23 protein-coding genes and 1 tRNA gene are annotated in these 26107 nt (G+C 46.5%); 17 read left to right on the top strand and 7 right to left on the bottom strand.

All coding sequences use genetic code 11. The features are described from left to right. Positions 1 to 97: 97 nt before the first annotated feature. Positions 98 to 2734: a type IV secretion system DNA-binding domain-containing protein gene (locus U5K77_00305; protein MDZ7744191.1), complete on the bottom strand. Its 2637-nt coding sequence runs from the start codon at positions 2732 to 2734 to the stop codon at positions 98 to 100. A 146-nt stretch (positions 2735 to 2880) separates the two neighbouring features. On the opposite strand from U5K77_00305, the gene U5K77_00310 reads away from it, so the two are divergent. The 7 genes from U5K77_00310 to U5K77_00340 all read left to right on the top strand — a co-directional run bounded on the left by U5K77_00310 (position 2881) and on the right by U5K77_00340 (position 9704). Further along, positions 2881 to 4128 (top strand): DUF3048 domain-containing protein, encoded by a 1248-nt coding sequence (locus U5K77_00310; GenBank protein ID MDZ7744192.1) that lies wholly within the window; start codon positions 2881 to 2883, stop codon positions 4126 to 4128. Between the two features lie 14 nt (positions 4129 to 4142). Then, the gene (locus U5K77_00315) at positions 4143 to 5681 is read left to right on the top strand and encodes an ATP-binding protein (protein MDZ7744193.1); all 1539 of its coding nucleotides are present in this window, start codon (positions 4143 to 4145) and stop codon (positions 5679 to 5681) included. A gap of 113 nt (positions 5682 to 5794) precedes the next feature. Then, the gene (locus U5K77_00320) at positions 5795 to 6205 is read left to right on the top strand and encodes a response regulator (GenBank protein MDZ7744194.1); all 411 of its coding nucleotides are present in this window, start codon (positions 5795 to 5797) and stop codon (positions 6203 to 6205) included. 1093 nt (positions 6206 to 7298) lie between these two features. Then, the gene (locus tag U5K77_00325; protein ID MDZ7744195.1) at positions 7299 to 7502 is read left to right on the top strand and encodes a hypothetical protein; all 204 of its coding nucleotides are present in this window, start codon (positions 7299 to 7301) and stop codon (positions 7500 to 7502) included. Positions 7503 to 7722: 220 nt separating this feature from the next. After that, positions 7723 to 8001 (top strand): hypothetical protein, encoded by a 279-nt coding sequence (locus U5K77_00330; protein ID MDZ7744196.1) that lies wholly within the window; start codon positions 7723 to 7725, stop codon positions 7999 to 8001. Further along, positions 7991 to 9247, top strand: a complete 1257-nt coding sequence (locus U5K77_00335; GenBank protein ID MDZ7744197.1) for a hypothetical protein — start codon at positions 7991 to 7993, stop codon at positions 9245 to 9247. The genes U5K77_00330 and U5K77_00335 overlap by 11 nt, the downstream gene beginning before the upstream one ends. A 28-nt stretch (positions 9248 to 9275) precedes the next feature. Beyond that, positions 9276 to 9704 carry a 23S rRNA (pseudouridine(1915)-N(3))-methyltransferase RlmH gene (locus tag U5K77_00340; protein MDZ7744198.1) on the top strand — a complete coding sequence of 143 codons (429 nt, stop codon included), beginning with the start codon at positions 9276 to 9278 and terminating at the stop codon, positions 9702 to 9704. Between the two features lie 143 nt (positions 9705 to 9847). Here the strand turns inward: U5K77_00340 and U5K77_00345 are convergent, their stop codons facing one another. Both U5K77_00345 and U5K77_00350 read right to left on the bottom strand, forming a co-directional pair. Then, positions 9848 to 10117 carry a hypothetical protein gene (locus U5K77_00345; GenBank protein MDZ7744199.1) on the bottom strand — a complete coding sequence of 90 codons (270 nt, stop codon included), beginning with the start codon at positions 10115 to 10117 and terminating at the stop codon, positions 9848 to 9850. Continuing rightward, positions 10104 to 10757, bottom strand: a complete 654-nt coding sequence (locus tag U5K77_00350; GenBank protein MDZ7744200.1) for a hypothetical protein — start codon at positions 10755 to 10757, stop codon at positions 10104 to 10106. Before U5K77_00350 ends, U5K77_00345 begins: the two co-directional genes overlap by 14 nt. Before the next feature lie 27 nt (positions 10758 to 10784). Between U5K77_00350 and U5K77_00355 the strand changes: the two genes are divergently transcribed. Then, a complete protein-coding gene (locus U5K77_00355; protein MDZ7744201.1) occupies positions 10785 to 11030 on the top strand; it encodes a 23S rRNA (pseudouridine(1915)-N(3))-methyltransferase RlmH in 246 nt (81 codons plus the stop codon). A 196-nt stretch (positions 11031 to 11226) separates the two neighbouring features. On the opposite strand, the gene U5K77_00360 is transcribed toward U5K77_00355, so the two are convergent. Next, positions 11227 to 11301, bottom strand: a tRNA-Glu gene (locus tag U5K77_00360). A gap of 392 nt (positions 11302 to 11693) precedes the next feature. On the opposite strand from U5K77_00360, the gene U5K77_00365 reads away from it, so the two are divergent. The 3 genes from U5K77_00365 to U5K77_00375 all read left to right on the top strand — a co-directional run bounded on the left by U5K77_00365 (position 11694) and on the right by U5K77_00375 (position 15882). Next, a complete protein-coding gene (locus U5K77_00365) occupies positions 11694 to 13406 on the top strand; it encodes an ATP-binding protein (protein MDZ7744202.1) in 1713 nt (570 codons plus the stop codon). Between the two features lie 99 nt (positions 13407 to 13505). Further along, positions 13506 to 15119, top strand: coding sequence for a response regulator (locus U5K77_00370; protein MDZ7744203.1), 1614 nt, complete (start codon positions 13506 to 13508; stop codon positions 15117 to 15119). A 103-nt stretch (positions 15120 to 15222) separates the two neighbouring features. Further along, positions 15223 to 15882, top strand: coding sequence for a pseudouridine synthase (locus U5K77_00375; protein MDZ7744204.1), 660 nt, complete (start codon positions 15223 to 15225; stop codon positions 15880 to 15882). 21 nt (positions 15883 to 15903) lie between these two features. On the opposite strand, the gene U5K77_00380 is transcribed toward U5K77_00375, so the two are convergent. Beyond that, positions 15904 to 16506, bottom strand: coding sequence for a hypothetical protein (locus U5K77_00380; protein MDZ7744205.1), 603 nt, complete (start codon positions 16504 to 16506; stop codon positions 15904 to 15906). Positions 16507 to 16570: 64 nt separating this feature from the next. On the opposite strand from U5K77_00380, the gene der reads away from it, so the two are divergent. Together der and pth are read left to right on the top strand one after the other, a co-directional pair. Next, positions 16571 to 18127 (top strand): ribosome biogenesis GTPase Der, encoded by a 1557-nt coding sequence (gene der, locus U5K77_00385; protein ID MDZ7744206.1) that lies wholly within the window; start codon positions 16571 to 16573, stop codon positions 18125 to 18127. A gap of 141 nt (positions 18128 to 18268) precedes the next feature. Next, positions 18269 to 18910, top strand: a complete 642-nt coding sequence (gene pth, locus U5K77_00390; GenBank protein MDZ7744207.1) for an aminoacyl-tRNA hydrolase — start codon at positions 18269 to 18271, stop codon at positions 18908 to 18910. A 42-nt stretch (positions 18911 to 18952) separates the two neighbouring features. On the opposite strand, the gene U5K77_00395 is transcribed toward pth, so the two are convergent. Both U5K77_00395 and U5K77_00400 read right to left on the bottom strand, forming a co-directional pair. Then, positions 18953 to 19153 carry a hypothetical protein gene (locus U5K77_00395; protein ID MDZ7744208.1) on the bottom strand — a complete coding sequence of 67 codons (201 nt, stop codon included), beginning with the start codon at positions 19151 to 19153 and terminating at the stop codon, positions 18953 to 18955. 107 nt (positions 19154 to 19260) lie between these two features. Next, positions 19261 to 19587 carry a hypothetical protein gene (locus U5K77_00400; GenBank protein ID MDZ7744209.1) on the bottom strand — a complete coding sequence of 109 codons (327 nt, stop codon included), beginning with the start codon at positions 19585 to 19587 and terminating at the stop codon, positions 19261 to 19263. Positions 19588 to 20315: 728 nt separating this feature from the next. Here U5K77_00400 and dprA point away from each other — a divergent pair. The 4 genes from dprA (at position 20316) to U5K77_00420 (ending at position 25648) form a co-directional block, all read left to right on the top strand. Beyond that, on the top strand, positions 20316 to 21182 hold the full coding sequence (dprA, locus tag U5K77_00405; GenBank protein ID MDZ7744210.1) for a DNA-processing protein DprA: 867 nt from the start codon (positions 20316 to 20318) through the stop codon (positions 21180 to 21182). Between the two features lie 175 nt (positions 21183 to 21357). Then, positions 21358 to 21531 carry a hypothetical protein gene (locus tag U5K77_00410; GenBank protein MDZ7744211.1) on the top strand — a complete coding sequence of 58 codons (174 nt, stop codon included), beginning with the start codon at positions 21358 to 21360 and terminating at the stop codon, positions 21529 to 21531. Positions 21532 to 22063: 532 nt separating this feature from the next. Further along, entirely contained in the window at positions 22064 to 24379 is a 2316-nt protein-coding gene (gene topA / locus U5K77_00415) for a type I DNA topoisomerase (protein ID MDZ7744212.1), read from the top strand. 234 nt (positions 24380 to 24613) lie between these two features. Next, positions 24614 to 25648, top strand: a complete 1035-nt coding sequence (locus U5K77_00420; protein MDZ7744213.1) for a sigma factor-like helix-turn-helix DNA-binding protein — start codon at positions 24614 to 24616, stop codon at positions 25646 to 25648. Positions 25649 to 26107: the final 459 nt, after the last annotated feature.

Genomic DNA, 26107 nt, shown 5'->3' on the forward strand with positions numbered 1-26107 from the left:
TGCTATGTATAGTACAATATAATGTAATAAAGCGCAAGTATATGCTCCTGGAACACTTTTCGTAGCTTTAGCGGAGATGGACCTGTCCGTCGTAGCTTTAGCGGAGATGGATTACAGTCTCGTCTTCAGGTGGTTGCGGTTTATCGTTTGGGTTGGATGTGCCATCAGGGGGAGACGACTGAGCTCCGTCCTTATTCTTGCGCTTTCGGCGACGGCGACGCTTTTTCTTAGGTTTTTCCTCGGTATCATTAGTATTTTTATCGGTTTGCGGCGCATCTTTTAGGCCAGTAGCGACTTTAGCGAGCCGCTTGTTTAAATCTTCTTTACTGAGCGGGGCTTTCGGTTTTGTTGATCCTTCGGATGCTTCTTTCATTTCTGGCTTTTCTAATGAAGGGGTAGGGGGTTTTGGCGGTGCGCCGGCTTTCTTGGCAGCAGCCTTTTGTTGCTCGGTAGTTAAGTAACGGTCTTTCACAAATATCTCAATCTCATCACGGTCAACCGCAAACTGTTTACGGCTGTTGTCTATGATTGCAGAGCTATAATCGTCACCGTAATCTGGCAAATTAAGAGTTGTCGCCGAGAAAGCCTGAGCCTTCTCGCCGTCAATGGTCATACTCAATGCAAAATGCCGGTTATGCATATGAACAAGATCGTACTCTAAAAACTTTGGTTCAAAATAACGTTGCATTATCCGGGCGTCGTCGGCACTCATCCTAAAGCCAATAATCGAGCCGACGTTACCAAACACGGCGTCTTTTACGCTCAAACTCATCTGAGCTATATACTGGTTAGCGACAGTTAAATTCAGACCGTATTTACGAGCCTCTGAAAGAATGGTCGCAAACGAGTCAGTGGCAAAATTTTGAAATTCATCAACATATAGATAAAACGGCAAACGTTCGTCAAGTGACACATCGGCACGGCTCATAGCGGCCATCTGTATTTTTGTCACCAAAAGTGCTCCAAGTAAGCTGGCATTATCTTCACCAATTAGCCCGCGGCTTAAGTTCACTATGAGTATCTTACGCTCATCCATAATCTTACGAATACTAAAGCTACTTTTTGGCTGGCCGATGATATTACGTACAATCGGGTTAGCCGTAAAGGCTCCAACCTTATTAAGTACCGGAGCTACAGCTTCAGCGGCAAATTTATCGTTCCAACTAGCAAACTCTACCAGCCAAAAATTCCGTACTACCGGATCTTCTACATATTCCAAAACTTCGGCGCGAAATTTTTTGTCAGTTAGAATACGAGTAATATCCAGCATGGTTGCTTGCGGATAATCAAGTAGAGCCAGCAAGCTGTAGCGCAAAATATATTCCAGCCGTGGCCCCCAAGATTCAAACATTCTTTTAAGTACACCGATGAGTTCTGAGGTGGTATGCGTCTTAAGGGACTCATCATACACTTCCATGGGGTTAAAGGCGATAGGGAAGTTTGTATCTGCAGGATTAAAGTAAATTACGTCATTGACGCGCTCTGGCGGAATACGTTTTAAGGTGTTTATAGCATAATCGCCGTGCGGATCAACCACCGCAAAACCGTACGGACTGTAAATATCCGATATAGTTAAGAGCTCGAGCATACCGGACTTACCAACACCGGTTTGACCAATAATGTATATATGACGCCCGCGATCAGACCGCGGCATGCCAAACATTGAATTATGACCGCGAAAATTAGTCACCGCAATCGGGCTAACTTCGTCTCTGTTGTTGTCAGATACCAACGGTAGGTTAGCTGGCGGTTCAGCGGTAGTAGCATTGGCCCACAGTATGTTGGGAGTTTCTACGTTGGTATGCGGCAGGTGATACAGACTAGCTACTTCCTCGATATTACAAATAAAACCAGTACCCTTAAAGGCTCGTCGTTTGTACAGATCTATCATTTTTTGATCGGCACTTAGGTAACTTTGTTTAAAGCCGTTAAGATAGGTCGTATTAAATTGCTTAAAGCTTGCAGTAATCGCCTGGAAGCGCATTTTTGCCTGGCTGGTTGTCCCGTGGCCGCGATACACTACTCGCAAAGCAACGTCGTATGCCAGTTTCTGGCTCTTTTCTTCAGCCGCACTTGCTTTGGTAGTCTCATGCTCGGCTAGTTTGGCTGCCTGTCCGCCAGCTTTCGCCTCTGGGGGCGCCCACAAAGCAGAGGCTATTCCTGATGAGCCGCCACTAGCACCCTTGTTGCGAATACCGCCGGCAAACTTTTCACTTTTTTTATGCCAAGTCTCCGAGGCGGGTCTTAACACTACTTGCAGCCATGCTTCTTCATCTTCGTCGAATTGGGCTAAGGCAGCTGTAATTGCTGCTAAGGGGTCTACCTCAAAACTCGGAAAGGTTTTAATCGGCAGCGCAGAGTTTGCAGATAGTTTTAATTCACCAACCAACTGGGCGGTAAAGTGAGCACCATCATCTTTAGAATAATCTTCAACTTCAGATATATGAACCGTTGGGTACTGTGCGTAAATCTGTTCCTCGACAAAGCTTTTTAGGTGATCAGGCACCCAAACATAAAAACCGATTCGCTTGGCTTTTACTGCAATTTCAAAACTAACTCGTTCGTGTACCGGCTTTTTAAACAAGCTTTTTTGCGCCGATGTTAAAAGGCCGTGCAGGCTGGCAAACATCTGCTCGGCTGCCAGCTCTTTCTTCTCGTTTGTTCGAGGCACTTGTAGCAGTAATACTGAACCAACGTTTACAGAAGCAGGGTCTTGCTGTTTCTTCAAAATCATTAAATAAAATTATACGATAATTTACTCTGTTTTTCAAGCATAAGCTTAGTCTCAACAACTTTATTGCGCGTGGCATTTTTCGCCACAACGTATAGTTTATAGTCCTTGTGGTTGTGTGACAAACACTGCTACAATGTAGCCCATCTATGCTAGACGATATCAAGCCGTCGTTACCGACGGATGGTGAAAGGGGGTCGCCCCCTCCTCATCCTCACGACACACAAACACATAACACACACCACAACAGCTTCGACAGTGCCAGTGTAGCTGACGAAAGCGGCAGTATTCCTGTAGCCCAAATTGGGCACATCAGTCACGTATCGTTTAAAGACCGCTTGTTTTCCACGTGGCATAAACTCACAAAAAGAAAGCGTATTCTGCTACTTACTAGCTTAGTCGGACTACTCATCGGTGGCAGTGTGGCTGGATATTTTATATTTATTAAATCTGACCCGCCGCCAGCACCAGTTGTTATTCAAGAGCCCGAACCAGAGCCCGAACCAGAACCGACCACTAAACCATCTCCGCTGACCGGTGTCGAAGTAGCTATTAAACTCGCGGAACTACCAGTGACCGGCATCATGATAGAAAACAGCCCCGAAGCCCGACCTCAATCCGGTCTACGTGATGCCGGTGTAGTGGTTGAAGCAGTCACTGAAGGTGGCATTACCAGGTTTTTAGCCCTTTTTCAGGAGTCAAAGCCCAAAACGATAGGCCCAGTAAGATCTGCCCGAACTCATTTTCTTGACTTTGTTGTCCCATTTGACGCAGCTCTCGCACATGTTGGTGGTAGCGGCCACGCCCTGAATGAGATTAGCCACCAAAACATACGCAGCCTCAATCAGTTCACATACCCCGGAGCTTATCAACGCTCCAATGCTCGATACGCTCCACACAACATGTACACCAGCCGCCAACAACTGCTTGAAGTCCATAAGCAAGCCGGTTTTAATAAAAGTAATTTCAAAGGTTTTCTACGAAAAGAGCCGGCACCATCAAAAACACCCAAAGCTTCTACCATAAACCTCAACATTTCTAGTTTTAACTATAATTCCAGCTATAACTACCATGCAGAGTCGAATACCTATAGGCGAACCATGGCTAACCAGCCACACATGGACGAGACTAGCGGTAAGCGCATTTCACCTGACGTGGTGGTGGCATTAGTTGCCAAACACTCCTACGCCGGCATATACTCAAGATATAAGATTCGCGGCAGCGGCGAGGTATTTGTGTTCCAGGATGGCAAAGTTATCCGAGGAACGTGGCATAAAGCAAACAGAAGTGCCGAACTAACCTTTAAAACAAAATCTGGCGAACCACTTGCGCTTAATCCGGGTCAGACCTGGATTACACTTGCCGACAACGCAGGACAAGTGACACACTCGCCATAATGTGAGGTATTAGGGTGGATAATTTTTCAAGACTCAAAAGCCATGTAAAGTCATTAATTTTAATTAGTCTGTTTACGGTGGCGGCAGCTGGCATCGGCGGATCGTGGTTTTTAAATGAAATACTCGGCGTCAACCCGCTTTTGGCAGCAGCCGGAGGGCTTGGGCTCGTTGGAATAACAAGTATTTTTGTAACACAAATTCTAACAGATTACGCGCTGCGTCCGTTGCAGTTTTTGCGCCAAGCAATATTACACGTTTCGCCTGAGCATAGCAGTGCTCCAGCTCCAAATCTGGAAACAATAAAGCCGGGTCGCGAGCTTGTGACAAGTCTAGCTCTTGAGGTATACCAGATGGCTAGCCAAGCTCAAGAAGGCAGCCAAGAAAACTCTGAACGCCTACAGAACGTTACACAATCGGCTCAAATAGTCAGCCACATGCCGCTACCGTTATTTGTGTTCAACAAAGAACAGCTTGTCACCAACGCTAGTGCCGCAGGGGTAGAGTATTGTGGAGTGAACAGCGCAGATATGTTCGGCAAACCCTTATATGACAGCGTTGATATGGAATTTCCAAACGAGTTCACACTAGAAAAATGGATTACTGATTGTCAGGCCAACAAAGTTACCGACACCGCATATTGGGAGCGAGTTCGTATCAGAACCAAAGGCGATAAAGCCGAGCTGCGGCAATGCGACATGGCGGCTTATTACAACCGTGATAATCCAAGCGGTACAGAGTTTATTGTCACACTGTTCGACCGCACTGAAAGGTATAACGTCGACGACCAATCACTCAGTTTTGTGGCTCTGGCTGTACACGAACTACGGACACCGCTGACAATTCTTCGAGGATATATAGAAGTTCTTGAGGACGAGCTTGGTAACTCCTCAGAGGAGATGGCTGGTTTTATGTATAAATTGCAAGTTTCAGCCAACCAGTTGACGGCCTTCGTGAACAACATACTGAACGTAGCCCGTGTCGAAGACAATCAACTCGTATTGAGTCTCAGCGAAGAAAAGTGGGATGAAGTTCTTGGCCATGCGGTAGACGACATGAAACTCAAGGCGCAAGTGCACGGAAAAACGCTTGACTGCACAATAGCACCAAACCTACCAACAGTGGCAGTAGACCGTGTCAGTATTTATGAAGTCATCAACAACCTGATTGATAATGCCATAAAATATAGCCAGGGTGCCGATAAAATTACTATAAAATCCGGACTCAGCAAAGGCGGATTGATAGAAACTACTATTACTGACTACGGGGTTGGAATACCAGAAAGCGTCATGCCTAATCTGTTTGAAAAATTCTACCGGAACCACCGAACACGAGCTCAGATAGGAGGTACGGGTCTCGGCTTATACCTAAGTAAGGCCATAATCTCTGCTCACGGCGGTCAGATCTGGGCAAAATCCAAAGAAGGCGAGGGAAGCACGTTTGGTTTTAGTCTACTCCCATATGCGCAGCTAGACGAACAGAAGAAGAGCGGTGACAAAAATATTGTACGCAACGCCCACGGCTGGATAAAAAATCACTCATTGTATAGACGATAGAGGATGGAAGGAAGAGTAAGGAGTAAAGAGATTCGAGACTTGAGATTTGATAAAACGAGCTATTCCAAACTCCATACTCCACACTCCAACCTCTAAGATGATAGAATAGCAGTATGCAGCAAGATACAACACCAACGCCTCAGCCACAAACCGGCAAATCAGTTCTTTGTATTGAGGATGAACATTTTATTGGCGAGCTATACACTCGTGCTCTTACACGCGCCGGCTATGAAATTAACGTGGTTATTGACGGAGTTGAAGGATTAAAAGAAGCCCAGACAAACAAATACGACATCATATTGCTCGATATGATGGTGCCGAATTTGACCGGTTTTGAAATTTTGAAACGACTGCGCGATCCATCAATAACCCCTAAGTTGGATGGCAAAATTATCATCACCACCAACCTGGAGCAGGGTGATGAAGCCAAAGCCGAGATAGAAAATCAAGCTGACGGTTACGTCGTTAAAGCTGAAATAACCCCAAAACAGCTCGTTAAGTTCCTCGACCAACTCGACACCTAAGCTCTTACTCTTAGAGTAAGTAACCTGATCACTTTTTGCATAAAAGCCAGCACTCCATCCTCCCCACTTTTGGCAGCAAAAGTAGGCAAAACTGCTGGGCTGCGTTTTTGCCTTGATGTATCTGTTGATACAAAACAGGCTCGCTGGTTCGTCTCTTTTTGCGGCGCAGCAGGCTTTGCCTGGTGGCAGGCAAAAAGGGAATGCTGTCGGAACTCCCCCTCACCATCTCTTTCGAGAGTGGTGAGGGGTCAGACAGCTCTCGCGCCCAAGGGCGCCTCTTTTACACAACATCTAGTCAGGACTTTGCAGAGCCAGACCCCGGAATGGCTTCGCCATTCCGGTTAATTATGTGTTCTTTAAAAAGAACACAACTAATGAGGGTCACATCTGAAAAACAGAAGCGAAGGAGTGCTGGTTGGACGAGTCAAGCCGGTAGTCAAGCTCCGCCAAAGTAACTAGAAAAACTGGCGGAGCCGCTTGTCGTTCTGCCGGCGCGGCCAACCAGTGCTGCTTCGTACTCTTGTTTTTTCAGTCGTGACGAGCTTTTTGGTTACTTTTTAGCGGACAAAAAGTAACAGGGTATTTGATTCTTCCGGCCTTCGCAGTAGTAATGCTAATTCCCAGTATTTCCAAGACCTGGTCTTGGAAATAGCTAGAATATTGTATAACTATCTTGTTGTTCGCTATGGCGGAGTAGGTTTGGAAAAGAAGGTTAACAGAAGCTTTCGTTTGTGGTGTTTTACTAAACGCGCCAGTCGTCTGGCGCGTTTATTTTACAGGCTATTAACGCTGCGTTGTTAGGTGATAGCCAAAACAAACAGGGCATTTGTAAACGCGGGTAGGCTTTTTAAGTTCTCGGGTAGGGTTGATCCGTTTTAGCGCGGCCTGAGCATCAGCGTCGCTACCAAACCTCCGCTTGCGCTTACACGCCACCTTTTCATTAATACTCGCCATGAGCCTATTCTACCTCACTACTATCTCAAATATCGTACACGTACGTATGAAAGTGCCGTAAATTTTATGAACTAAAAATCACTAGGGAAATTGGACGAGATATGTGTTTTTAGTATTAATTGAGTGCTACTATAGATACATGGATGACCAACAATTAGACGATTTGAAACAATTTATCGAAGCTACTGTCTCCCAGACGGAGGCGCGGCTTGAGCAGAGAATCGATGACCTTAGCAAAGATATGCATAGCGGGTTTTCCGGGGTAGGCGAGGCAATCGAACAAATACACACAGAGGCTGCTACGCATGAGCGGCGCCTGACAAACCTCGAAAAAACTGCCTAGAACTTGGCAAAGGGTATATACTCAACGTAGTCGTGTAGGTACTTTGGGAATATCCTGACTTCTACTTACAGGCTTATCTAACTACCTAGTCTTCCTTCTACGCTTAGGCCAACGGAGGATGGCTCTCGTCACCACAAACGTGACGCTACAATTACAATATCCGATCGCAACCGCGGACACTGGTTGCACCTCTTTTATTACACGTAATTGGTAGTTAGATATGAATAATTCGATTCTTATTAACGAGCGGGTTGAGGTCATTACTGTGTTTCGGACGCACAGCAGTGAAGGCAGTATTTGCGTGCCCGCCAAAATGAAATACAAGAACCAGGAAATCTTGTTTACCGAGCTGGGGCTGCGGCACCCAACTTCCAAGGGTAAACGCATGGTTCATGTGTTTGATATGAGTGATGGCGCCAACGATTACCGGCTAGAGTTCGACGCCGAGATGCTCACCTGGACACTAATTGCCATACTGGAGGGCCACTATGCAGCTTGATATCAGCCGGGAAGAAGCTCAGATTATGCACATCGATCTCAACAGTGCCTTTGCCACCACCGAGCAACAAGCGCACCCGTCCTTGCGCGGCAAACCAATTGGCGTGACTAACCGCATCTCCAAATACTGCTGCGTAATTGCAGCCTCTTACGAGGCCAAAGCACTAGGCGTAAAAGTCGGCATGCGGCTAGATGAAGCTAGAGCACTCATACCAGACTTCATTATTCTAGAAACCGACCCGCCCAAATACCACCACGTCTACCAAAAACTGGCCGCCATCATGAAGGATTATTCGCCGGATGTGCAAATGAAAAGTATTGATGAGGGAGTGATTGATTTTCATGGCACTAGAGGCGTCATTAACCCACGCCCGCTTAAAGACATTGGGCATGAAATAAAGCGGCGAGTCCGGCAAGAAATCGGCAGCTGGATGCGCATCAACGTCGGAATTGGATCGAACCGGTTTTTGGCCAAAACAGCAGCTGGACTACACAAACCCGACGGTCTAGACCTGATAGACCACCGCAACCTGCACCAGGTATACGCTGACATGAAACTGACCGATCTAACCGGCATTGCCTCGCACTACGAGGCCCGGCTCAATGCGGCCGGTATTTACACGCCGCTGCAGTTTTTGGACGCGCCAGCCGATGTGCTGCGGCGTTTAGTGTTCCATAGCGTGGTAGGGGAGGATTGGTACCAGCGGTTACGGGGTTACGAGGTAGACAATGTGCCAACCAAGCTCGGCAACGTTGGCCGGCAATACGTGCTGGACACTCGCACGGCTGACGAGAGCGTCATTTTGCCCCGGTTCCAGTATTTGTGTGACACCACCGGCAAAAAGCTGCGATACAACAACGTAGACGCTCGCGGAGTGCTAGTCTGGGCAACTTTCCAATCAGGCGACAGTTGGTACCAGCGTAAAATGTTTAAGACCACGTTTTATACCGACCGTGACATCTACCAGCGAGCGCTCTTTTTATTCAACCAGCGCCCCAAGCACATGATAATCAGCGCCATGGGCATTACCTGCTACATGCTCACACCAAGCAGCCGCAGCCAGTCTAGCTTGTTTGAATCAGTCAACCGTGAGGAGTGGCTAACTACTGCTGTGGATGAGATAAACAATCGCTACGGCACATTCATGATTGCTGCCGCTAACTCGCTGGAAGGCAAGAACGTCGTCAAGCAAAAAATACCGTTTGGCGGCACCAAATATTTCGAACTGCTCCTAAAACGCGCTTAGTCGTAAAAAGTTAGAGTAAACTAGGAGCATGAAGATACACATGGTAACCGTTGGCAAGCCAAAACTCGCCTATGCAGCATCTGGTTGGGATGAGTATTTAGGCCGTCTACAGCACTATCACCAAGTGCGCGTCACGCACCTCGCCGATAAGAATAATAATGCGGATAGCTTGCTGGCCGCAGCCGGCAACGCGTACAAAATTGCGCTCGTCATTGACGGCAAACAATTTACCAGCAAGGAGCTGGCGGAATTTCTAGACAAACGCGCGCTGAATGGCAGGGAAGTCTGCCTACTCATCGGCGGACCGGACGGCCTGCAACCAGAGGTAATCGATGCCGCAGATTTCCAAATGGGTCTATCCCGCATGACATTCCCGCATGACCTGGCAATGGTCATCCTCCTGGAAGCCCTCTACCGCGCAAGCACCGTCAGCGCCGGCCAGCCTTATCATAAATAAAACATACTATATAACATTATCCTTGTTTCCAAGACCAGGTCTTGGAAATGCCTTGGAAATGCACTATGTTGGAGAGTATTTATTTGTTATAAATAAGAAAAGAGCCTCCTTGGAGGCTCTTTTTAGTAGGACACTAATCGTTTTTATTCGTTTAGCGCTTCGTCTATCTCTGACGTGTCCAATTCGCTATCGACATCAATGTCTTTTAAGTAGCTCTCGGCCTCTTCCAGATCCTGACTATCGCTCACCTCAGGAGCAGGCGTTCGCTCTTGACTGGTTACTTCCGGCGTCGATTCCGTGCCGTTTTCCTGAGCATCGTATACTCGCCAGCCTGCAAATGCTACTACGGCGACTACTACTAATATAGCGATGATAGCTATAGCGGAAAAACCTTGTTGATTATTCCTCATCATTTTCAACCTCCACTTCATCTTCACTTTCTTCAGAATTCGCCTCTTGTTCCTGAACAGCTTCTGCACGCAAATCGCTTATCAAGGCGACCAATTCTGTCCGATAGGCCCTGAGACTTTCTCGTGCGTCGGCAATCGCTTCGCGATATCCCGCTAATTGATCACCAACATTTTGGTTCTCGCAGTCTAGCTCAAATGTGTATTCACTGACAACTTGTAGCGATGCCTCTGCGTTAGCCTTTGCTGATTCTATATTCAACAGATGTGTTTCGTAGTTATCCACTGTCAGCTGATTTGACTCGTAAAAACCTTGAACTCGTTCATACACCGTGTCGATTGATGTCTTAACCGATGTTGCGCCAGTGGCGAGTCGCGGCATGACCCGTACTAGATTCTGTTGACGACGCTCACATACTTCTTGTTGAATAGTTGCTCTTCTTTGTGCAACCTCTTGTTGGATCTGAGCCTTGCGTTCTTCAACGTCAGGCTTGGGCGGCTGTGCCCGTTCACGAGCCTCAGCGGCGGTCGCTTGGGCTTGTTCGCGCTTTTGCGATATATCAGGGCGGCCTTGTGCAAACACAATAGACTGCACACCAGCAACAACGAAAACCCCGACTATCAACAGTCCGAGGTACTTTTTCATACTTATTCCTTTACTATTACATTATAAATGCAACTCCATATTAGTTCCGTAAGCAGGCGATTGCAACCCGCTCATGGTTGGCGTACTCGGTACTTCAGAAATTGCAGAAATTGCGCAGTGAATATAGACTCTGTGGCTTGCAGGGTTTGCACGTTTTTTGCAAGGTCTAACCTTGCAAACCTGGCATCCCCGCATGATCTAGCGATGGTCATACTACTAGAGGCCATCTACCGCGGCAGCACTATATCTGCTGGTCAGCCGTATCATAAATAGCTTTTTCGCCAACCAATCTAAAAACCCCACGCGAAAGGTGGGGTTTTTAGATTGGTGACCTCACGGAGAATATTGAAATATAATCCGCCCGTTTGTCGCTAAAGCGACGGGGGATTAGCGAACTCTGGGGTTCGATTCGTCCGCCAGTCGACGGACCACCAAACAAAAACACCCACTCGGGGTGGGTGACTTTGTTTGGTGACCTCACGGAGAATCGAACTCCGATTTTCAGGATGAGAACCTGATGTCCTAACCGTTAGACGATGAGGCCAAATTTCTAGTGATGCGGGCGAAAGTGTTTACATTTTCGCACATATCCGAGAAATTTGTGCCTGATACCTTAGTATAAGGCCTCGTATAGCTTCAGGCCGGGACAGCTACTATTTATATTTACTGGCTGTCTCGGCTTCGGCATATAATCTCGCTAATCGCTCGATTATCAGAACCGACGGTCGGTTTCTGCAAAATACTAACATATTTTGCTGTCACCCTCTGGTCGCTTTTTTACTTTCAACTTTCAACTTTATACTTGATACTATCAGCTGACAGCTGATAAATCCTAGCATAACAGAGGCAGGCGGGCAAGAGAACATCCGTTGTTTGACAGAGTATAACGTGACATAATGGTAACGGTTAACAGACAACGGGCACCACGAAACAGATATGCAACATGTACCGCTCAAGTGGCTCACACGACTACGCCTAGCACTTGGCTTATATAGCCTTTACTTTGTCGCTGGCTACGGCTTAACGACTATTTTTGAGCTGCCCGATATCCAGTCTGCGCTTGCGCTGAACGTGTATCTGGCAATACTGGCTAGTGTACACCTGCTTTATGAACTCAGTATTGGTCTGCTTATGTTCAAGCGAAGCCCTTGGACGTCCGCGGCCATTTCGCTTGCCGCTGTCTCACTTATTGCTTTTATCGCTATAGAGATGACCGGAAACTACAGTTCGCCTTACTGGATTATGCTGTTTACTCTGATCTTCCTTAGCGGCATGCTCGGGTCGTATATAGCGCCAGGTTTCGTGTTTATCCTCACCATAGGATTGGTATTTAGTGTTACCGGCTTCTTTACCGGTGACTTTGAGCTAATCCACGGATTAACTGTTGTAGGCCTCGGAATACTTATATCGGTAATCAATCACTTTGTCTGGAGGCGATACTATGAAACACCAGAGAAGAAAGATAGCCAGCTAGCAGCCATGCTCAAGAATAAGCAGCTACAGTCTGAGACTCTGGTTAGGTCTATCAGCGACGGCGTTATTGTGACGGATACTGACGGAAAAATAACCTTAATGAACCCTGCAGCCGCTACGTTAAGCGCCTGGCCGATTGAGGAAGCCACAGGTCTAGACCTCCACTCCGTTTTGTCGTTGACTCAAGAAAACGATGCCCCGTTAGAAGTCGATTTATTCAAGCAAGTTATGGCCAACAAAAAGCCAGCCTCTTCTTATGTGACACTAACGGATCGGCAAGGAAGTCGGAAATATATAGTTTCGCTAGTAATTTCACCGGTTCTTGCGCCGAAGACTGAGGAATTATTGGGTGTCGTCGCTGTCTTACGTGATGTCAGCCGCCAACGACGAGAAGAGCAGCAGCGAGCGGAGTTTATCAGCACCGCTAGCCATGAGATGCGTACACCGGTTGCCGCGATCGAGGGCTATCTAGCACTCGCTATGAACGAAAAGATTAGCAAGATTGATAGCAAAGCTCGAAGCCACCTTGAAAAAGCCTACGCTTCAACAAAACATCTCGGAAAGTTATTCCAAGATCTATTGACTAGCGCAAAAGCTGAAGACGGTCGGCTTGTTAGTCACCCAGTTGTCGTAGAGATGGGTAGCTACCTTGAAAAGCTAGTTGATACACTTAAGTTCGGCGCCGAAAAGAAAGGGCTTTTAACCGACTTCGTCATTGGTGGAACAGAAGAATCCGGTAGCCAAGTAGGCGGAAAAGTCGTACGTCCCTTGTATTATGCCAGTGTTGACCCGGATCGATTGCGCGAAGCAATCACGAATCTGTTCGATAACGCTGTCAAATACACCGAAAAAGGCAAGGTGTCGATCGGATTGACAGGCGATCAGCAGGTAATTCAAATTTTCATCCAAGATACCGGATCGGGCATACCTGCAGAAGATGTACCGCATTTATTCCAGAAATTCTATCGCGTAGACAATTCTGCTACTCGTACTGTTGGCGGTACAGGTCTCGGTTTATTTATTTGCCGCAAGATTATTGAACTATACGGCGGTAGGATTTGGGTAGAGAGTACTGTCGGGAAGGGCAGCACCTTTTACATCAATTTACCGAGGCTTGATACCCAGCAAGCCCAGAGACTCCAAGCTTCTCAGACAGATAATTCCACTCAAACTTAGCAGACCTAGGGTCAATTTCAGTTTGTATAACCTGTTCACATGTTACAATATGTATTAACATAAGCTTGATTAGCAAACAAGAAAAGGAATTAGGCACCCATGGCAAAAATAATGCTCGTTGAAGATGACAATAACCTACGTGAGATATATGAAGCTCGACTTTTAGCTGAGGGGTACGAGATTGTTTCCGCTCAGGACGGAGAAGCCGCTCTGGCAATGGCCGTCAAAGAACGCCCGGACCTTATCATATCTGACGTTATGATGCCAAAGATAAGTGGTTTTGATATGTTGGATATTTTGCGCAGTACACCTGAAACAAAAGATACCAAAGTTATTATGATGACCGCATTGTCCCAAGCAGAGGACAAGGCACGTGCGGAAAAACTAGGTGCTGATAAGTACCTTGTAAAATCACAGGTGACATTAGAAGACATTGCCAAAGCCGCCCAAGAAGTGCTATCTGGCAATAAGGCCACGCCTGAACAATCAACAACACCAGATGACAGCTCGGGAACAACACCACCTGAGCCAGCTCAACAACCAGAAGTACAGCAACCTACGCCTGAACCTGCACCGACTCAAGAGTCTTCGGCGCAACAACCACAACCGTCACCAACAACAGAAAATACCCCTCCGCCAACAGAGCAACCAGCCGAACCTACATCACCGGATAATACTCAACCCTCGAATACTCAAGCACAGCAAGCACCTTCAACGGAACCAACGCAACAGGCATCAACACCAACACCCGCCCAATCAACAGAACCTTCGCCTCAGCCACAGGTTACCTCGACAGATAGCGAACCAAAAACAGCACCCGATCAAGCATCTCCTCCAGCCAACGATCAGCCAGATCCAAATCAGGCAGCACCTGAAGCATCAGAACAAACCCAAACATCATCTGCGACAGATGCGGAATCTGCAGCCAATCCGCCTGCTACACCTTCAGCACCGCCACAACAGTCAGCACCATCCAACAACCAGCCAAATCCTCAGAAAAGTAACGCTCCTCAACAACCTACGCAACAGGCTCAATCAACAGCAGAAGAAGAGAAGGCAATGGACGAACAAATAAAAAAGTTTGTTGATCAACCAACACAGCAACCAGCTCAACCGAAAGAACCTACTGCCGCTGACCCTCAGCAGCCAGCACAGAAACCACCCGATCAAACTCCTCAGCCACAAACCGCAAAGTCCACAACTAACATTGCGGTTAAACAGGCACCATCGACGGATGCAACAAATGATGCAACCAGCCAAGCAGATAAGCTTGCCGACGTAGTCAACGAGACGCTAAACAAAGGCGGATCCGATAACACAAAAACTGATAATGATTCTTCCTCAACGACTGGCGAAAAACCAGCTAAAAAGGTTATCAGTCCCTTAAACGATACTGCCGATACCAAACCTGATCTAAATAGTCTACTAAAAAAAGAGGAAGAAAAAGAAGCGGCAGCAGCGGCAGGCAGCAACGCTATTAATCAACAAGCTGATACCAAACAATCAGCCCAACCGTCCTCCACTAATAGCCAACAATCGACACAACAACCTCCAGCCAATCCACAAACAGCCCCACCAACAAACAATACGCAGGCTACAGCACCCGAACAAAATCAAACCTCACCCGCAACACCGCAAAACCCCTCGCAACCAGCGCAACCCAACCCCAATCAGAATCCAGAAGATCAGCAACATCGCGATATAGCGCTTTAGAGTACGGAGTACATAGTACTGAGTACTTAGTGTAGAAACAGGCTGCATATACTTAGTGCTGGGTACTGTGTACTAACTACTCTTTGCTGTGTACTCTAGTGGTGTGAGGATAAATAAATATATTGCTAGTGCTACTGGTATGAGCCGCCGCGCAGCCGACAGAAAAGTTGCAGAAAGGCGGGTGATGGTAAACGGTGCACCGCCATCGTCAGGCTACAGCGTGCAAAAAGATGATACCGTAACCCTAGACGGCAAAATTATATCGCCTGGCTCAACCACTACTATAATCATGCTCAACAAACCGGTCGGTTATGTCTGCTCACGGGACGGGCAGGGCAACAAAACTATCTACCAACTGCTGCCAGAATCGCTCCACCACCTAAAGCCTGTTGGCAGGCTAGACAAACACTCATCCGGGCTGCTGCTTATGACCGACGACGGGCAGCTAGCTTACAAGTTAACCCATCCCAAATTCCAAAAGCTGAAAAAGTATAAAATTGCGCTTAATAAAGATTTAACAGAGAAAGATTTTGATAAAATCACCAAACAGGGCGTCATGTTAGACGATGGTCTTAGTAAATTTGCTCTTGACCCAATCAATAATCAGAACAAAGAGTGGAAAGTAGAGATGCGCGAAGGTCGCAACCGGCAGATCCGTCGCACATTCGAATCCTTGGGTTATAACGTCGTCAAACTCCACCGCACCCATTTTGGCGAATACACACTTGGATCTCTGCAAAGCGGAAAAATACAAACTCTCTAGCAACAAAACTTAACTTAAATCCTAAGTCTTGGCTTCATTGAGTAGTGACATGCCAACGTATACACCTAGCGCAAAGGAAGCCGCTCTGTCTGGCTCCTCCAACAAGGGTCGCGAGAGAGCCTCCGCAAACAATTCACCCATAATATCGGGTAGTTGGTCGCTCCACATAAATGGGGATTCACCAGATACTATATATGATTTTAAGGAATCAAAATTCGATGGTCGAGCGTGAAAAATTTCAGTTATAGTATCTTTGTCAAGTTTTTGGTCAGCACCTGGAGAGTGGGTGCTTGAAGAGGCCGCCATAGAATAAAACCACAAAAAGCCGAGCCTTTCGCAGAACATGCCATTAATTGTGTCCTGTGGATCTGCTGGAGTATCGTGCTTATAAACCCTGGCACCAGCCCTGGACTTATTGTCGTATACCAATAGAGCCTTCTTCAAGAACGAGTAAAGATCATCCTCAGATACATCTTTCATTTCTTCATCAATTAGTTCGATGAATTTAACAGGATAATCCAGGGCGAATTCGGTCTGTACGGCCATAGCTTGTCTGATTTCCTCGGTCGAAGCTCGACCTTCTACGTTACCGGGAAATAAATTGCCACCTTCTGGGTTTGTCATGACAATATTTTACCATCATTTATATCAGTTTACAATAATCGCTACCTCTGTTATACTGTTGTAAATGAGTAGTAAAAAATTACCGATTGTGGCAATTGTTGGCCGTGCGAACGTTGGCAAGTCCAGCTTATTTAACGCTATACTTTCGCGCCGTGAAGCAATCGTAGCAAGAGAAGCCGGAACAACCCGCGACGCTGTTTGGGCAAAAGCCACTGTATTGGGCCAAGCGAAGTCTTCGGCGCATTTGGATGGAGCGCACGGAAGCGACGAGCAGCGGACTGAGCCGTATAAATCATACGGTGAGGGAGCAGTGGAGCCGGTGACACAGCGATCCGCCAAAAAGGGTGGTGGAGTTTCTGGCTCCGCCAGAAAGCAGACCACCCTGGTGCGCCAAGACTTCTGGTTAGCCGATACTGCTGGGATTAAAGACCCCGAGGATGACTTTGAGTTCACTATCCAAGAACAAATAACTCAAGCCGCCGAGAGTGCCGATGTTATCTGGGTTGTCGTAGAAGCGGATGTGGCAATAAACGAAGAAGATCGTAGAGTCGCCAAGATGGCGCTTAAGTCAAAAAAGCCGGTCTTTTTGGTTGTAAATAAAATAGACAAAGCCAAAAAGGCCAGTTCCAAAGATTATCAGCGTCTGGGCATAAAGCAGATTTTTCTTACTAGCACCACGCAAAACAGAGGTATTGGAGACCTTCTTGATGAGCTTATCCAAGAGATCCCAAACATATCTCTGCCCGAGCCAGACGAACGACTCCGGATTGCATTGTTGGGCCGACCAAACGTTGGTAAATCACGACTGTTTAACACACTGGCTAAGAAACAGCAGGCAATCGTAGCCGATAGAGCCGGTACAACCCGCGACATTAACCGCGCTATCGTGCGTTATCAGGGCAAAGAGATTGAACTTATGGACACTGCCGGCATACGACGTAACGGCAAGATAGAGAAGGGCATCGAACGCTTTAGCGTAATCCGATCTTTAAGCGCCATAGAACAAGCCGACATCTGCTTGTTGCTGCTTGATGCAAACGAACTACACGTTACGCTTGACCAGAAAATAGCTGGCATGGTTAAGGAATCCGGGAAAGGCCTGATACTAGTCGTTAGTAAATGGGACAGCCTTGATAAAGACGCCTATACTCGCGACAGTGTGGCACCACGTATTGTTCACGATTTTGACTTTACGCCTTGGGCACCATTAGTTTTCACTAGCGCCGTAACTGGTCAAAATGTCACCAAATTGTTCGATATGGCTCTACATATCGAAAAACAACGCCAGATTATTATCAAGACAACCGAACTAAACCGCTGGCTCGGTGATATCACCAACAGCCACCCTCCGGCTGGCCTAAAGAACCGGCAACCTAAACTTAATTACATCGTCCAAGAAGCCGATAACCCGACCAATTTTAAGGTGTTTGGGGCGCACACAAAGTTCCTGCACTGGAGCTATAAGCGATTTATGGATAAAAGTTTGCGCGAAAAGTATGGCTTTGAAGGTACGCCGGTGAAATTTTGGTTTTTTGAAAAACACGAAACTCACAAACACGGTGCAAGCCCCACAAAAGAGCGCAACAAAGAAAACCGCCGCCGCGAACGCAAGAACAGCTAGTGTTTGATATTTGAAGTTATCATCAGATTCTGCGGGACAAGTAGGCTATTTAAGTTCGCTTTGGATGCTACGCGGGCAGAATAGCGCCGCGCGAACCAAGCTATACTTGATACTTTCTACTTTCTACTTGATACTTACCTTATGGCATTATTCCAAAAGAACCCATTCAGCACAGACAGCACCAAACCCCTCTACACCCTAAGCAACAACAAAACCATCTTAATTGTCGGGCTTGGCAATATGGGCACCAGATACCATAAGACTCGTCATAACCTTGGTTTCACCTGTGTTGATGCCTTCGCAAAGCAACACGAATTTCCGGATTGGGCAGAAAAAGGCGATCTAAAAGCTTATGTTACAGCTAAAACGCTCGGTGATACTAAAGTGCTATTGGCTAAGCCAACAACTATGATGAACCTCAGCGGCGAAGCGGTGCAGGCAATTGCTCATTTTTATAAAGTTGAACCTAGCTCAATCGTGGTCGTGCACGATGAAGCAGCAATTCCGTTTGGGCAGATACGTACACGTATGGGCGGTAGCAGCGCTGGCCATAATGGAATAAAGTCAATTACCAAACACATTGGAGAAGATTTTGGCCGCGTGCGCATAGGCGTCGAACCTGCCGAACCAACCAGGCTGGACATGTCAGACTATGTGCTGGCTCGTATGTCTGAAGATGAAGAATCACAACTGCCGGCACTACTACGCGAGACAAGTACCTTGTTGACGGAATACGTTTTTGCCGGCGAACTAGGCCACGAAACCCGCAGTTTCTTGGTTTAACTTATAACCGCTTTACTCACAATCAGATCGTTTTATTCATTCCTACGCATCCAGCTCATCCTCCACGCCCAGCTGCCTTAACATACTGCGAGCGGCCGTAATAATCTCTTCGCTGTCTTCCTTAAAGCTTTTGCCGTAATCATCGCTCGAGAATTGCCGGGATTCAAGCTCCTTTTTGGCCTCTCTGATCTTAGAGATCAGTCCTTCAACATCATCAATCGGCCAATCTTTTCGGCCACTCATAACATCCGTTTCGCGTTCGGTGTCGCCGTAATAGTACTTATCCCCGCACTCTTCCAGAATTAAGTTATACCACACAACCGGCCAAAACTAAGGTACGTCGATAAGTCTTATAGGCTTGATTCGAGCTCAAGCGTTTCTTTTATGCTAGTCATGCCCAGACCCACAGTAACTTGAATAAGATCTTCCTCGAGCTGACTTATTATCTCCAGCTGGGCACTTTCCGAGCTTTTGAGGTTCAGTGCACCTTCCTCCCCATCATTCCACGCAAACTGCCTTTGGCTCAAAAGACCCTCAAGCTGAGCCCGCTTTTCAAATGCAGCCGGCAGCAATAAGTCAAACGCTGCGTCTGCGCCATATTCTGGATCTTTGGGGTCAAGCTCCAGTGCTCTTATGTCATCCTTATCCAGCCTAATAATGTTGTCAACAAATTCCATATATAAACCTATAAATTATTATACTGTTATCTAAAAGAGCCTCAAGAGGGTGAAGATTGCCAGTGGCAATCTGCAAGGCCCATCCTTCCAGCGGAAAGACAGGTGGGGTCGCCAGAGGTGGTTGGGCACCCTAACTGAAATGAGCCTCAAGAGGGTGAAGATTGCCAGTGGCAATCTGCAAGGCCGGAAGCCCGGATGGCATATGCCACCGAGCTGAGGTGGGGCCGACCGCATTTTCAAAGAAAATGACGGGTGGGGCTGGGCGCCTCAAATAAAAACAGGCTTCCAGAGGGGGTGGGCACCACTGGAAGCCTGATTCCACCCTTCAAGCCCACCAGCGAAGCATCTAGCAACAACGTAAGACGTGCCGTGCCTCCCTCACCACTTTTTAAAGAAATAATTTTTTGGCCTATTTCACTAAAAAGTGGTGAGGGAATCTTTTGGACTCGCTTTGAAGTACAGATTATCACTCATGATAACCTGTGGGGTCTTAAAGGGGTTAGTTTGTTTTAGAACGCTTTTTGCCGATAGAGCAAAGTGGAGGGTAACAACTTTGATACAGAATCCGAAGACTCCGCTATGGCGCGCTCTAAAACAATCTAACAACATAGTTCTAACTTTTGCTGTTAGAATTGGGGGTATAAGGTACGTAAAATCCTATTTAGGACTTACGAATTGCTATTCTAGCAAGAATGTTGCCTTATGTCAATACTAAAAAACATTATTTTATGAAAATCAAGAAGCTTACGCTAAAATCTACCGAATTTCCAGAGTGTCTAAAGAACATACCCAGTCCGCCAAAGCAAATTTTTGTCCGCGGCAACCCATCTGTACTTCTTCAGAATAACCCTGTCTTAACAGTTGTCGGTACGCGTAAGGTAAGCCCTTACGGGCGTGAGGTAACTGATAAGTTCGTCCGAGAAGTCGCCTCAAAAGGCGTGACCATTGTGAGCGGCCTAGCGCTAGGGGTGGATATTTTGGCTCATAGAGCTGCTTTATCCGTCGGAGGTAGTACTATTGCAGTATTACCCTGCAGCCTGGATTCAATATATCCAAGCTCTCACTACCATGATGCTATGAAAATAGTAGAGCAGGGCGGAGCGCTTATAAGTGAGTACCCTGAAGGCACCGAGCCCTTTAAGACAAACTTTATTGAACGAAACCGACTGGTTTCTGGACTAGGTGATGGGGTGCTCATTACAGAGGCTGCTGAAAAGTCCGGAACTCTGCACACTGCCAACTTTGCACTAGAGCAGGGCAAAACTGTCATGGCAATTCCAGGCAATATTACCAGCCCGCTCAGCAAGGGCACCAACAACCTCATTAAATCTGGCGCACTACCAATTACCGATAGCTCAGATATACTATTTGCTCTGGGAGTTAAAGAAAACAAAGCCAACGAGCAAGTAGAGTTATTCGGTGGCGACCAAGGCGAAACAAATATATTAAACCTCATTGCTTCCGGCATAACTGATGCTTCCGAACTGCAGCGCCAAAGTGATTTAAACCCAGGGGAGTTCAACCAAACGATAACCATGCTAGAGATAAACGGCCGCATACGTTCCCTAGGCGCCGGCCACTGGACTCTTAGCTAGAGACTTGAGTATAGAGGGTAGAGTTCAAGAGCTTTGAAAGTAAAACCCTAAGCAATACAGATGTAAATACATATGTATTTTTGAATTTACATCTGTTATTCCCATGACACCTTTTTGTGAATCTTCTTTCCTAAAGATACAAATATAATAAGCCAGTACACCATCCTCCCCACTTTTGTCATCAAAAGTGGGCAAAACTGCTGGGCTGCGTTTTTGCCTTGATGTATCTGTTGATACAGAACAGGCTCGCTGGTTTGTCTCTTTTGCGGCGCAGCAGGCTTTGCCTGGTGACAGGCAAAAAGGGAATGCTGTCGGAACTCCCCCTCACCATCTCTTTCGAGAGTGGTGAGGGGTCAAACAGTCCTCGCACCCGAGGGCGCCTCATTCTCACAACATCGCTTCAGGGTAAGCCGGAGCCAGACCCCGGAATGGCCCGGGCCATTCCGGATAGATACGTGTTCTTTTAAAACACAGGTAACTAGGGTCACATCTGAAAAACAGAAGCGAAGCAGCGCTGGTTGGACGAGTCAAGCCAGCAGTCAGTCCCGAACAAACAAATAAAGAATGGTGAGGGACCGCTTGTCGTTCTGCTGGCGCGGCCAACCAGTGCTGCTTCGTGCTCTTGTTCTTTCAGCCGTGACGAGGTTTTGTACTACTTTTGGCAGGCAAAAGTAGTAGGAGCATTTGCATCTCCCGGAAAAGAAGGCGACGGGTTTTATTTGCATTTTAGATAAAAGCCAAGTAGTCTAGCTTGTCGAGTAGTGAGCTTTCGTGTACATCACGGTTCCATAACCGTGATATTTAACTTTGCTCGAGCAAAGTTGCACGAAAGTCTACTACCCGACTTGCTGTTACCAACTAATGAGATACACTTATTGCTAATGACTAAAAACCTGGTTATCGTCGAGTCCCCAGCTAAGGCCAAAACAATAGAAAAATACCTTGGTAAAGATTTCAGGGTATTATCTTCTGTTGGTCATATCCGTTCAATACCTAAAAAGGTTAAAGGCGGAGAAGAGCCCATTGATATAAACAATGGTTTCAAAACCCAGTACGAAGTAGACGCTGACAAGAAAAAGGTTATCACCCAGCTAAAAAAAGCTGTCAAAGAAGCCGACACTGTCTGGTTGGCGACTGATGAAGACCGCGAAGGGGAGGCAATAGCATGGCACTTGTGCGAAGTCTTAAAACTGGACCCAAAAACTACCAAGCGCATAGTTTTTCATGAAATAACCAAGCCAGCCATCGAGGAGGCAGTCAAAAATCCCCGTACAGTCGACATGAGCCTGGTGCAAGCACAACAGGCACGTCAGATATTAGATCGTATTGTAGGGTTTGAATTGTCGCCGGTGGTCTGGCAAAAGGTACCTGGCGGTAAATCGGCTGGTCGTGTCCAGTCACCAGCTGTCAGGTTGTTAGTGGAGCGTGAACGAGAGATAGAGTCTTTTGAAGGATCGTTTTCTTTCAAGATAACCGCCGAATTTTCATCGGGTGATGACACTTTTAAGGCAGAATTACCTAAGCGATTTAATAGCGAGGGTGAAGCCAAGCAATTCTTAGAAAGCTTACTACGTGCATCGTTCAAAGTTAGCGATGTCAGCAAAACTCCAGCTACTCGTAACTCCAGTGCGCCGTTTACAACCAGCACTTTGCAACAAGACGCCAACAGCAAACTCAACTTCGGTGCCAAGGCCACCATGGCTGCCGCTCAAAAACTATATCAAGAAGGTAAAATCACCTATATGCGAACCGACTCGGTCAATCTGGGCGGCCAAGCGCTTTCACAAATAACTCATTATGTAACTAAGACTTACGGTGAAGAATATCATCAGATTCGCACCTACAAGACCAAATCATCTGGCGCTCAGGAGGCTCACGAAGCAATTCGCCCAACCGATATTAGCCTAGAGTCAGCCAGCGATGACTCTTATGCACAGAAGCTTTACGACCTTATTCGCCGTCGCACGCTAGCCAGCCAAATGGCTCCAGCCAAGCTTGAAAAAACTGTCGTAACCATTGCAATATCCAGTAGCAAGGAAGCTTTTGAGGCCAAGGGCGAAGTTATTGTTTTTGACGGCTTCTTGAAAGTATACGGCGGCAATAAAAAAGAAGATACCATATTGCCATCTGTTAAGTCAGATGATGTGCTATCTCTTGATTCAGCAACTGCCAAACAAGTCTTTGCTCGACCACCAGCTAGGTACACCGAAGGTAGTTTGGTCAAAAAGCTAGAAGAACTTGGTATTGGCCGACCATCAACTTATGCAACTATTATCAACACCATACTGACGCGAGGTTACGCCGAAAAAGGCGAGACAGAGGGCGAACCAAGGGAAGTCATTGTTTTAAACCTGGCTAAAAACGACGTATCGAGGGAAGTCGTTGAAGAAAAGACCGGATCCGACAAGGGCAAGTTAGTGCCAACTACCAGTGGCCGCGTGTTAAGCGATTTTTTGCACAAACACTTTGACCAAATTGTCGATTATGGCTTTACGGCGGATGTTGAAGCCGATTTTGATAAAATCGCCACCGGCAAATTAGAGCGCAACAAAATGCTTGAGGAGTTTTATAAGCCATTCCATGAGCTTATAGAGCAATCTGGCGGTATTGATCGTGCCTCCGTTGCGCAGGCGAGGGAAGTCGGCATTGACCCTAAGACTGACAAGCCAGTGCTGGCTCGTTTGGGCAGATATGGTCCAATGTTGCAACTCGGCGCGACTGAGGATAAAACAGATAAGCCGCGCTTTGCCCCGATGCCAAAGGGTGCCAAAGTAGAGACCGTCACGCTTGAGCAAGCACTTAAAGCGTTTGAATTACCGCGCATTGTCGGTCAGACCGATGACGGTAAAGATATCAAAGCAAACATAGGTCGCTTCGGCCCGTATATCCAGGTAGATAAACTTTTTGTGAGCATTAAACCCCGCGATCCGCACACCATTACGCTCGATGAGGCCAAAGAACTCTACGCCGCCAAGCTTAAAGCCGAGGCAGAGAAGCACATTGCAGAATTTGGCGACATTAAGGTACTTAACGGCCGGTTTGGCCCATATGTGACCGATAGCAAAAAGAATGCCAAGATCCCCAAAGACACCGATCCTAAAAAACTAACAGAATCAGACGCCAAGAAACTGCTCGCTGAAGCCCCAGCCAAGAAACGCGGGGGCTTCAAGCGCCGCGCCACAAAGTCCAAGAAATAAACAGCCTGGTGCGTGCACAAAAAAACGTATACATATAAATAAAAATCTAGGTTTTCCACAATTTGGTATCTTGGCAATTTATTGCCTGATGATATTTCTACACCATAGTCTAAGTAAATATGTCTATTTTGTGCTACAATAGTTTTATACGACAAAGGTATTGACTATTAGAACGTATTGTTTTAGAATAATAGTTAAGAACAGTGTGAACAGTAAATATAAGGAACACAAATTATGACTGAATCCAGTGGTACGCTAAATATCGAAAAAATCGTAAACGATATATTAGGCACTATAGACAGGGAGCGAGAACGCGAAATTATTTCTCGTAGATTTGGCCTGTTTGACCGTAAAGAAACCCTGGAACAAATTGGTGAACTACTTGGCATTACCCGAGAACGTGTCCGCCAGCTTGAAAAGGCAGTCATTGCGCGATTAAAATCTCAAGCAGAGCAGGGACAGTTACCACACATTAATGAGGTACAAGACAAATTCTTGACTGAATTACATGAGCTAGGGAAGATCGCTCGAATTACGGATTTAAGTGCAAAGTTCCACAAAGATAACAGCAAAGAGAACCAATCAAAGATCGCTTTTTTGGCTCAGCTTTGCCCACGTCTAGCGGTTATTGAAGACAACGATCACTTCCACCACGCTGTTGGTATCAGGGAAGTTCACGACGAAAAAACCATAAAAGAACTTGTTTCTGGGGTTATTGAAACTGTAAAGAAGCTAGGTGAACCGGCCAGCGCCGAAGAAATCGCCAAGCATGCCGGACATGAAGACCACAAGCATACACAGGCACTTGCAAGTGCTAGCAAACACCTTGCCACGCTAAACAACAGATGGGGCTTAATTAAGTGGCCCATGGTTAACCCAAAGAATATACGTGACAAAATATATGTCATCTTGCACGAGAGTGGTAAACATATGCACTTTAATGAGATAGCTGACACCATAAAGCAAAGCGAGTTTAAGCGCAAAGATGTAACAACACAAGCAATTCACAATGAGCTTATTAAAGACAAACGATTTGTTTTAATTGGACGCGGTATTTACGCCTTAAAAGAATGGGGTTATGACCGTGGAACTGTAGCCGACGTGATCGCAGACATACTTAAGGAAAACGGCCAACCAATGCACCGTGATGAAATCGTCAAAGCAGTACTTAAGAGCCGCCAGGTTAAAGAAACTACTATTTTGCTAAACTTACAAGGCAAGCCGCAGTTTAAACGCGTTGCCAAAGCCACTTACAGCCTCGCCGAATAGATAAGACCGATTACTTTATTGTACAAAATACGAACAAGCTAACATTGTTTAGTACTAAATGTTACACATAGGCCAAACAAGGCAAAAGTAAATTAAACACTAAAAATTAAACCACACATAAGTCGGGTAGTGCATTTAAAAATAATAACGTACTATAAGGCCAAGAATCATTTGAAAAAGGCCGGGAGACAACGAGCAAGTGCACCAAAACCGAACATTGACACGACGTCGCACAATGTATATTTTGCGACTCGCATATCTGGTTTAAAGATGATTACAAATACCTCCCCGTGCAGGGGACTTTTGGCAGTCTGCGCCTAAAACTGCTTGCAAGTAACTGCCCGGTGTCTACTATCTGCTACTTGTTGCTAATCCACCTATAGCCACCAACACGCCTCACATAAAACGTTATGATTTTTACACTCGCGGGACTTATCCACATCCGCTGGCCAGCGGATC

This window comes from Candidatus Saccharibacteria bacterium (assembly GCA_034521515.1).
Classification (GTDB): domain Bacteria; phylum Patescibacteriota; class Saccharimonadia; order Saccharimonadales; family JAXHMH01; genus JAXHMH01.

Coding starts and splice junctions, on each gene's coding strand:
- U5K77_00365 (MDZ7744202.1), top strand. CDS start 11,694: ATGCAACATGTACCGCTCAAGTGGCTCACACGACTACGCCTAGCACTT.
- U5K77_00310 (MDZ7744192.1), top strand. CDS start 2,881: ATGCTAGACGATATCAAGCCGTCGTTACCGACGGATGGTGAAAGGGGG.
- U5K77_00305 (MDZ7744191.1), bottom strand. CDS start 2,734: ATGATTTTGAAGAAACAGCAAGACCCTGCTTCTGTAAACGTTGGTTCA.
- U5K77_00325 (MDZ7744195.1), top strand. CDS start 7,299: ATGGATGACCAACAATTAGACGATTTGAAACAATTTATCGAAGCTACT.
- dprA (MDZ7744210.1), top strand. CDS start 20,316: ATGAAAATCAAGAAGCTTACGCTAAAATCTACCGAATTTCCAGAGTGT.
- U5K77_00345 (MDZ7744199.1), bottom strand. CDS start 10,117: ATGATGAGGAATAATCAACAAGGTTTTTCCGCTATAGCTATCATCGCT.
- U5K77_00395 (MDZ7744208.1), bottom strand. CDS start 19,153: ATGAGTGGCCGAAAAGATTGGCCGATTGATGATGTTGAAGGACTGATC.
- der (MDZ7744206.1), top strand. CDS start 16,571: ATGAGTAGTAAAAAATTACCGATTGTGGCAATTGTTGGCCGTGCGAAC.
- U5K77_00370 (MDZ7744203.1), top strand. CDS start 13,506: ATGGCAAAAATAATGCTCGTTGAAGATGACAATAACCTACGTGAGATA.
- U5K77_00320 (MDZ7744194.1), top strand. CDS start 5,795: ATGCAGCAAGATACAACACCAACGCCTCAGCCACAAACCGGCAAATCA.
- U5K77_00380 (MDZ7744205.1), bottom strand. CDS start 16,506: ATGACAAACCCAGAAGGTGGCAATTTATTTCCCGGTAACGTAGAAGGT.
- U5K77_00400 (MDZ7744209.1), bottom strand. CDS start 19,587: ATGGAATTTGTTGACAACATTATTAGGCTGGATAAGGATGACATAAGA.
- pth (MDZ7744207.1), top strand. CDS start 18,269: ATGGCATTATTCCAAAAGAACCCATTCAGCACAGACAGCACCAAACCC.
- U5K77_00420 (MDZ7744213.1), top strand. CDS start 24,614: ATGACTGAATCCAGTGGTACGCTAAATATCGAAAAAATCGTAAACGAT.
- topA (MDZ7744212.1), top strand. CDS start 22,064: ATGACTAAAAACCTGGTTATCGTCGAGTCCCCAGCTAAGGCCAAAACA.
- U5K77_00335 (MDZ7744197.1), top strand. CDS start 7,991: ATGCAGCTTGATATCAGCCGGGAAGAAGCTCAGATTATGCACATCGAT.
- U5K77_00330 (MDZ7744196.1), top strand. CDS start 7,723: ATGAATAATTCGATTCTTATTAACGAGCGGGTTGAGGTCATTACTGTG.
- U5K77_00355 (MDZ7744201.1), top strand. CDS start 10,785: ATGCAACTCCATATTAGTTCCGTAAGCAGGCGATTGCAACCCGCTCAT.
- U5K77_00340 (MDZ7744198.1), top strand. CDS start 9,276: ATGAAGATACACATGGTAACCGTTGGCAAGCCAAAACTCGCCTATGCA.
- U5K77_00350 (MDZ7744200.1), bottom strand. CDS start 10,757: ATGAAAAAGTACCTCGGACTGTTGATAGTCGGGGTTTTCGTTGTTGCT.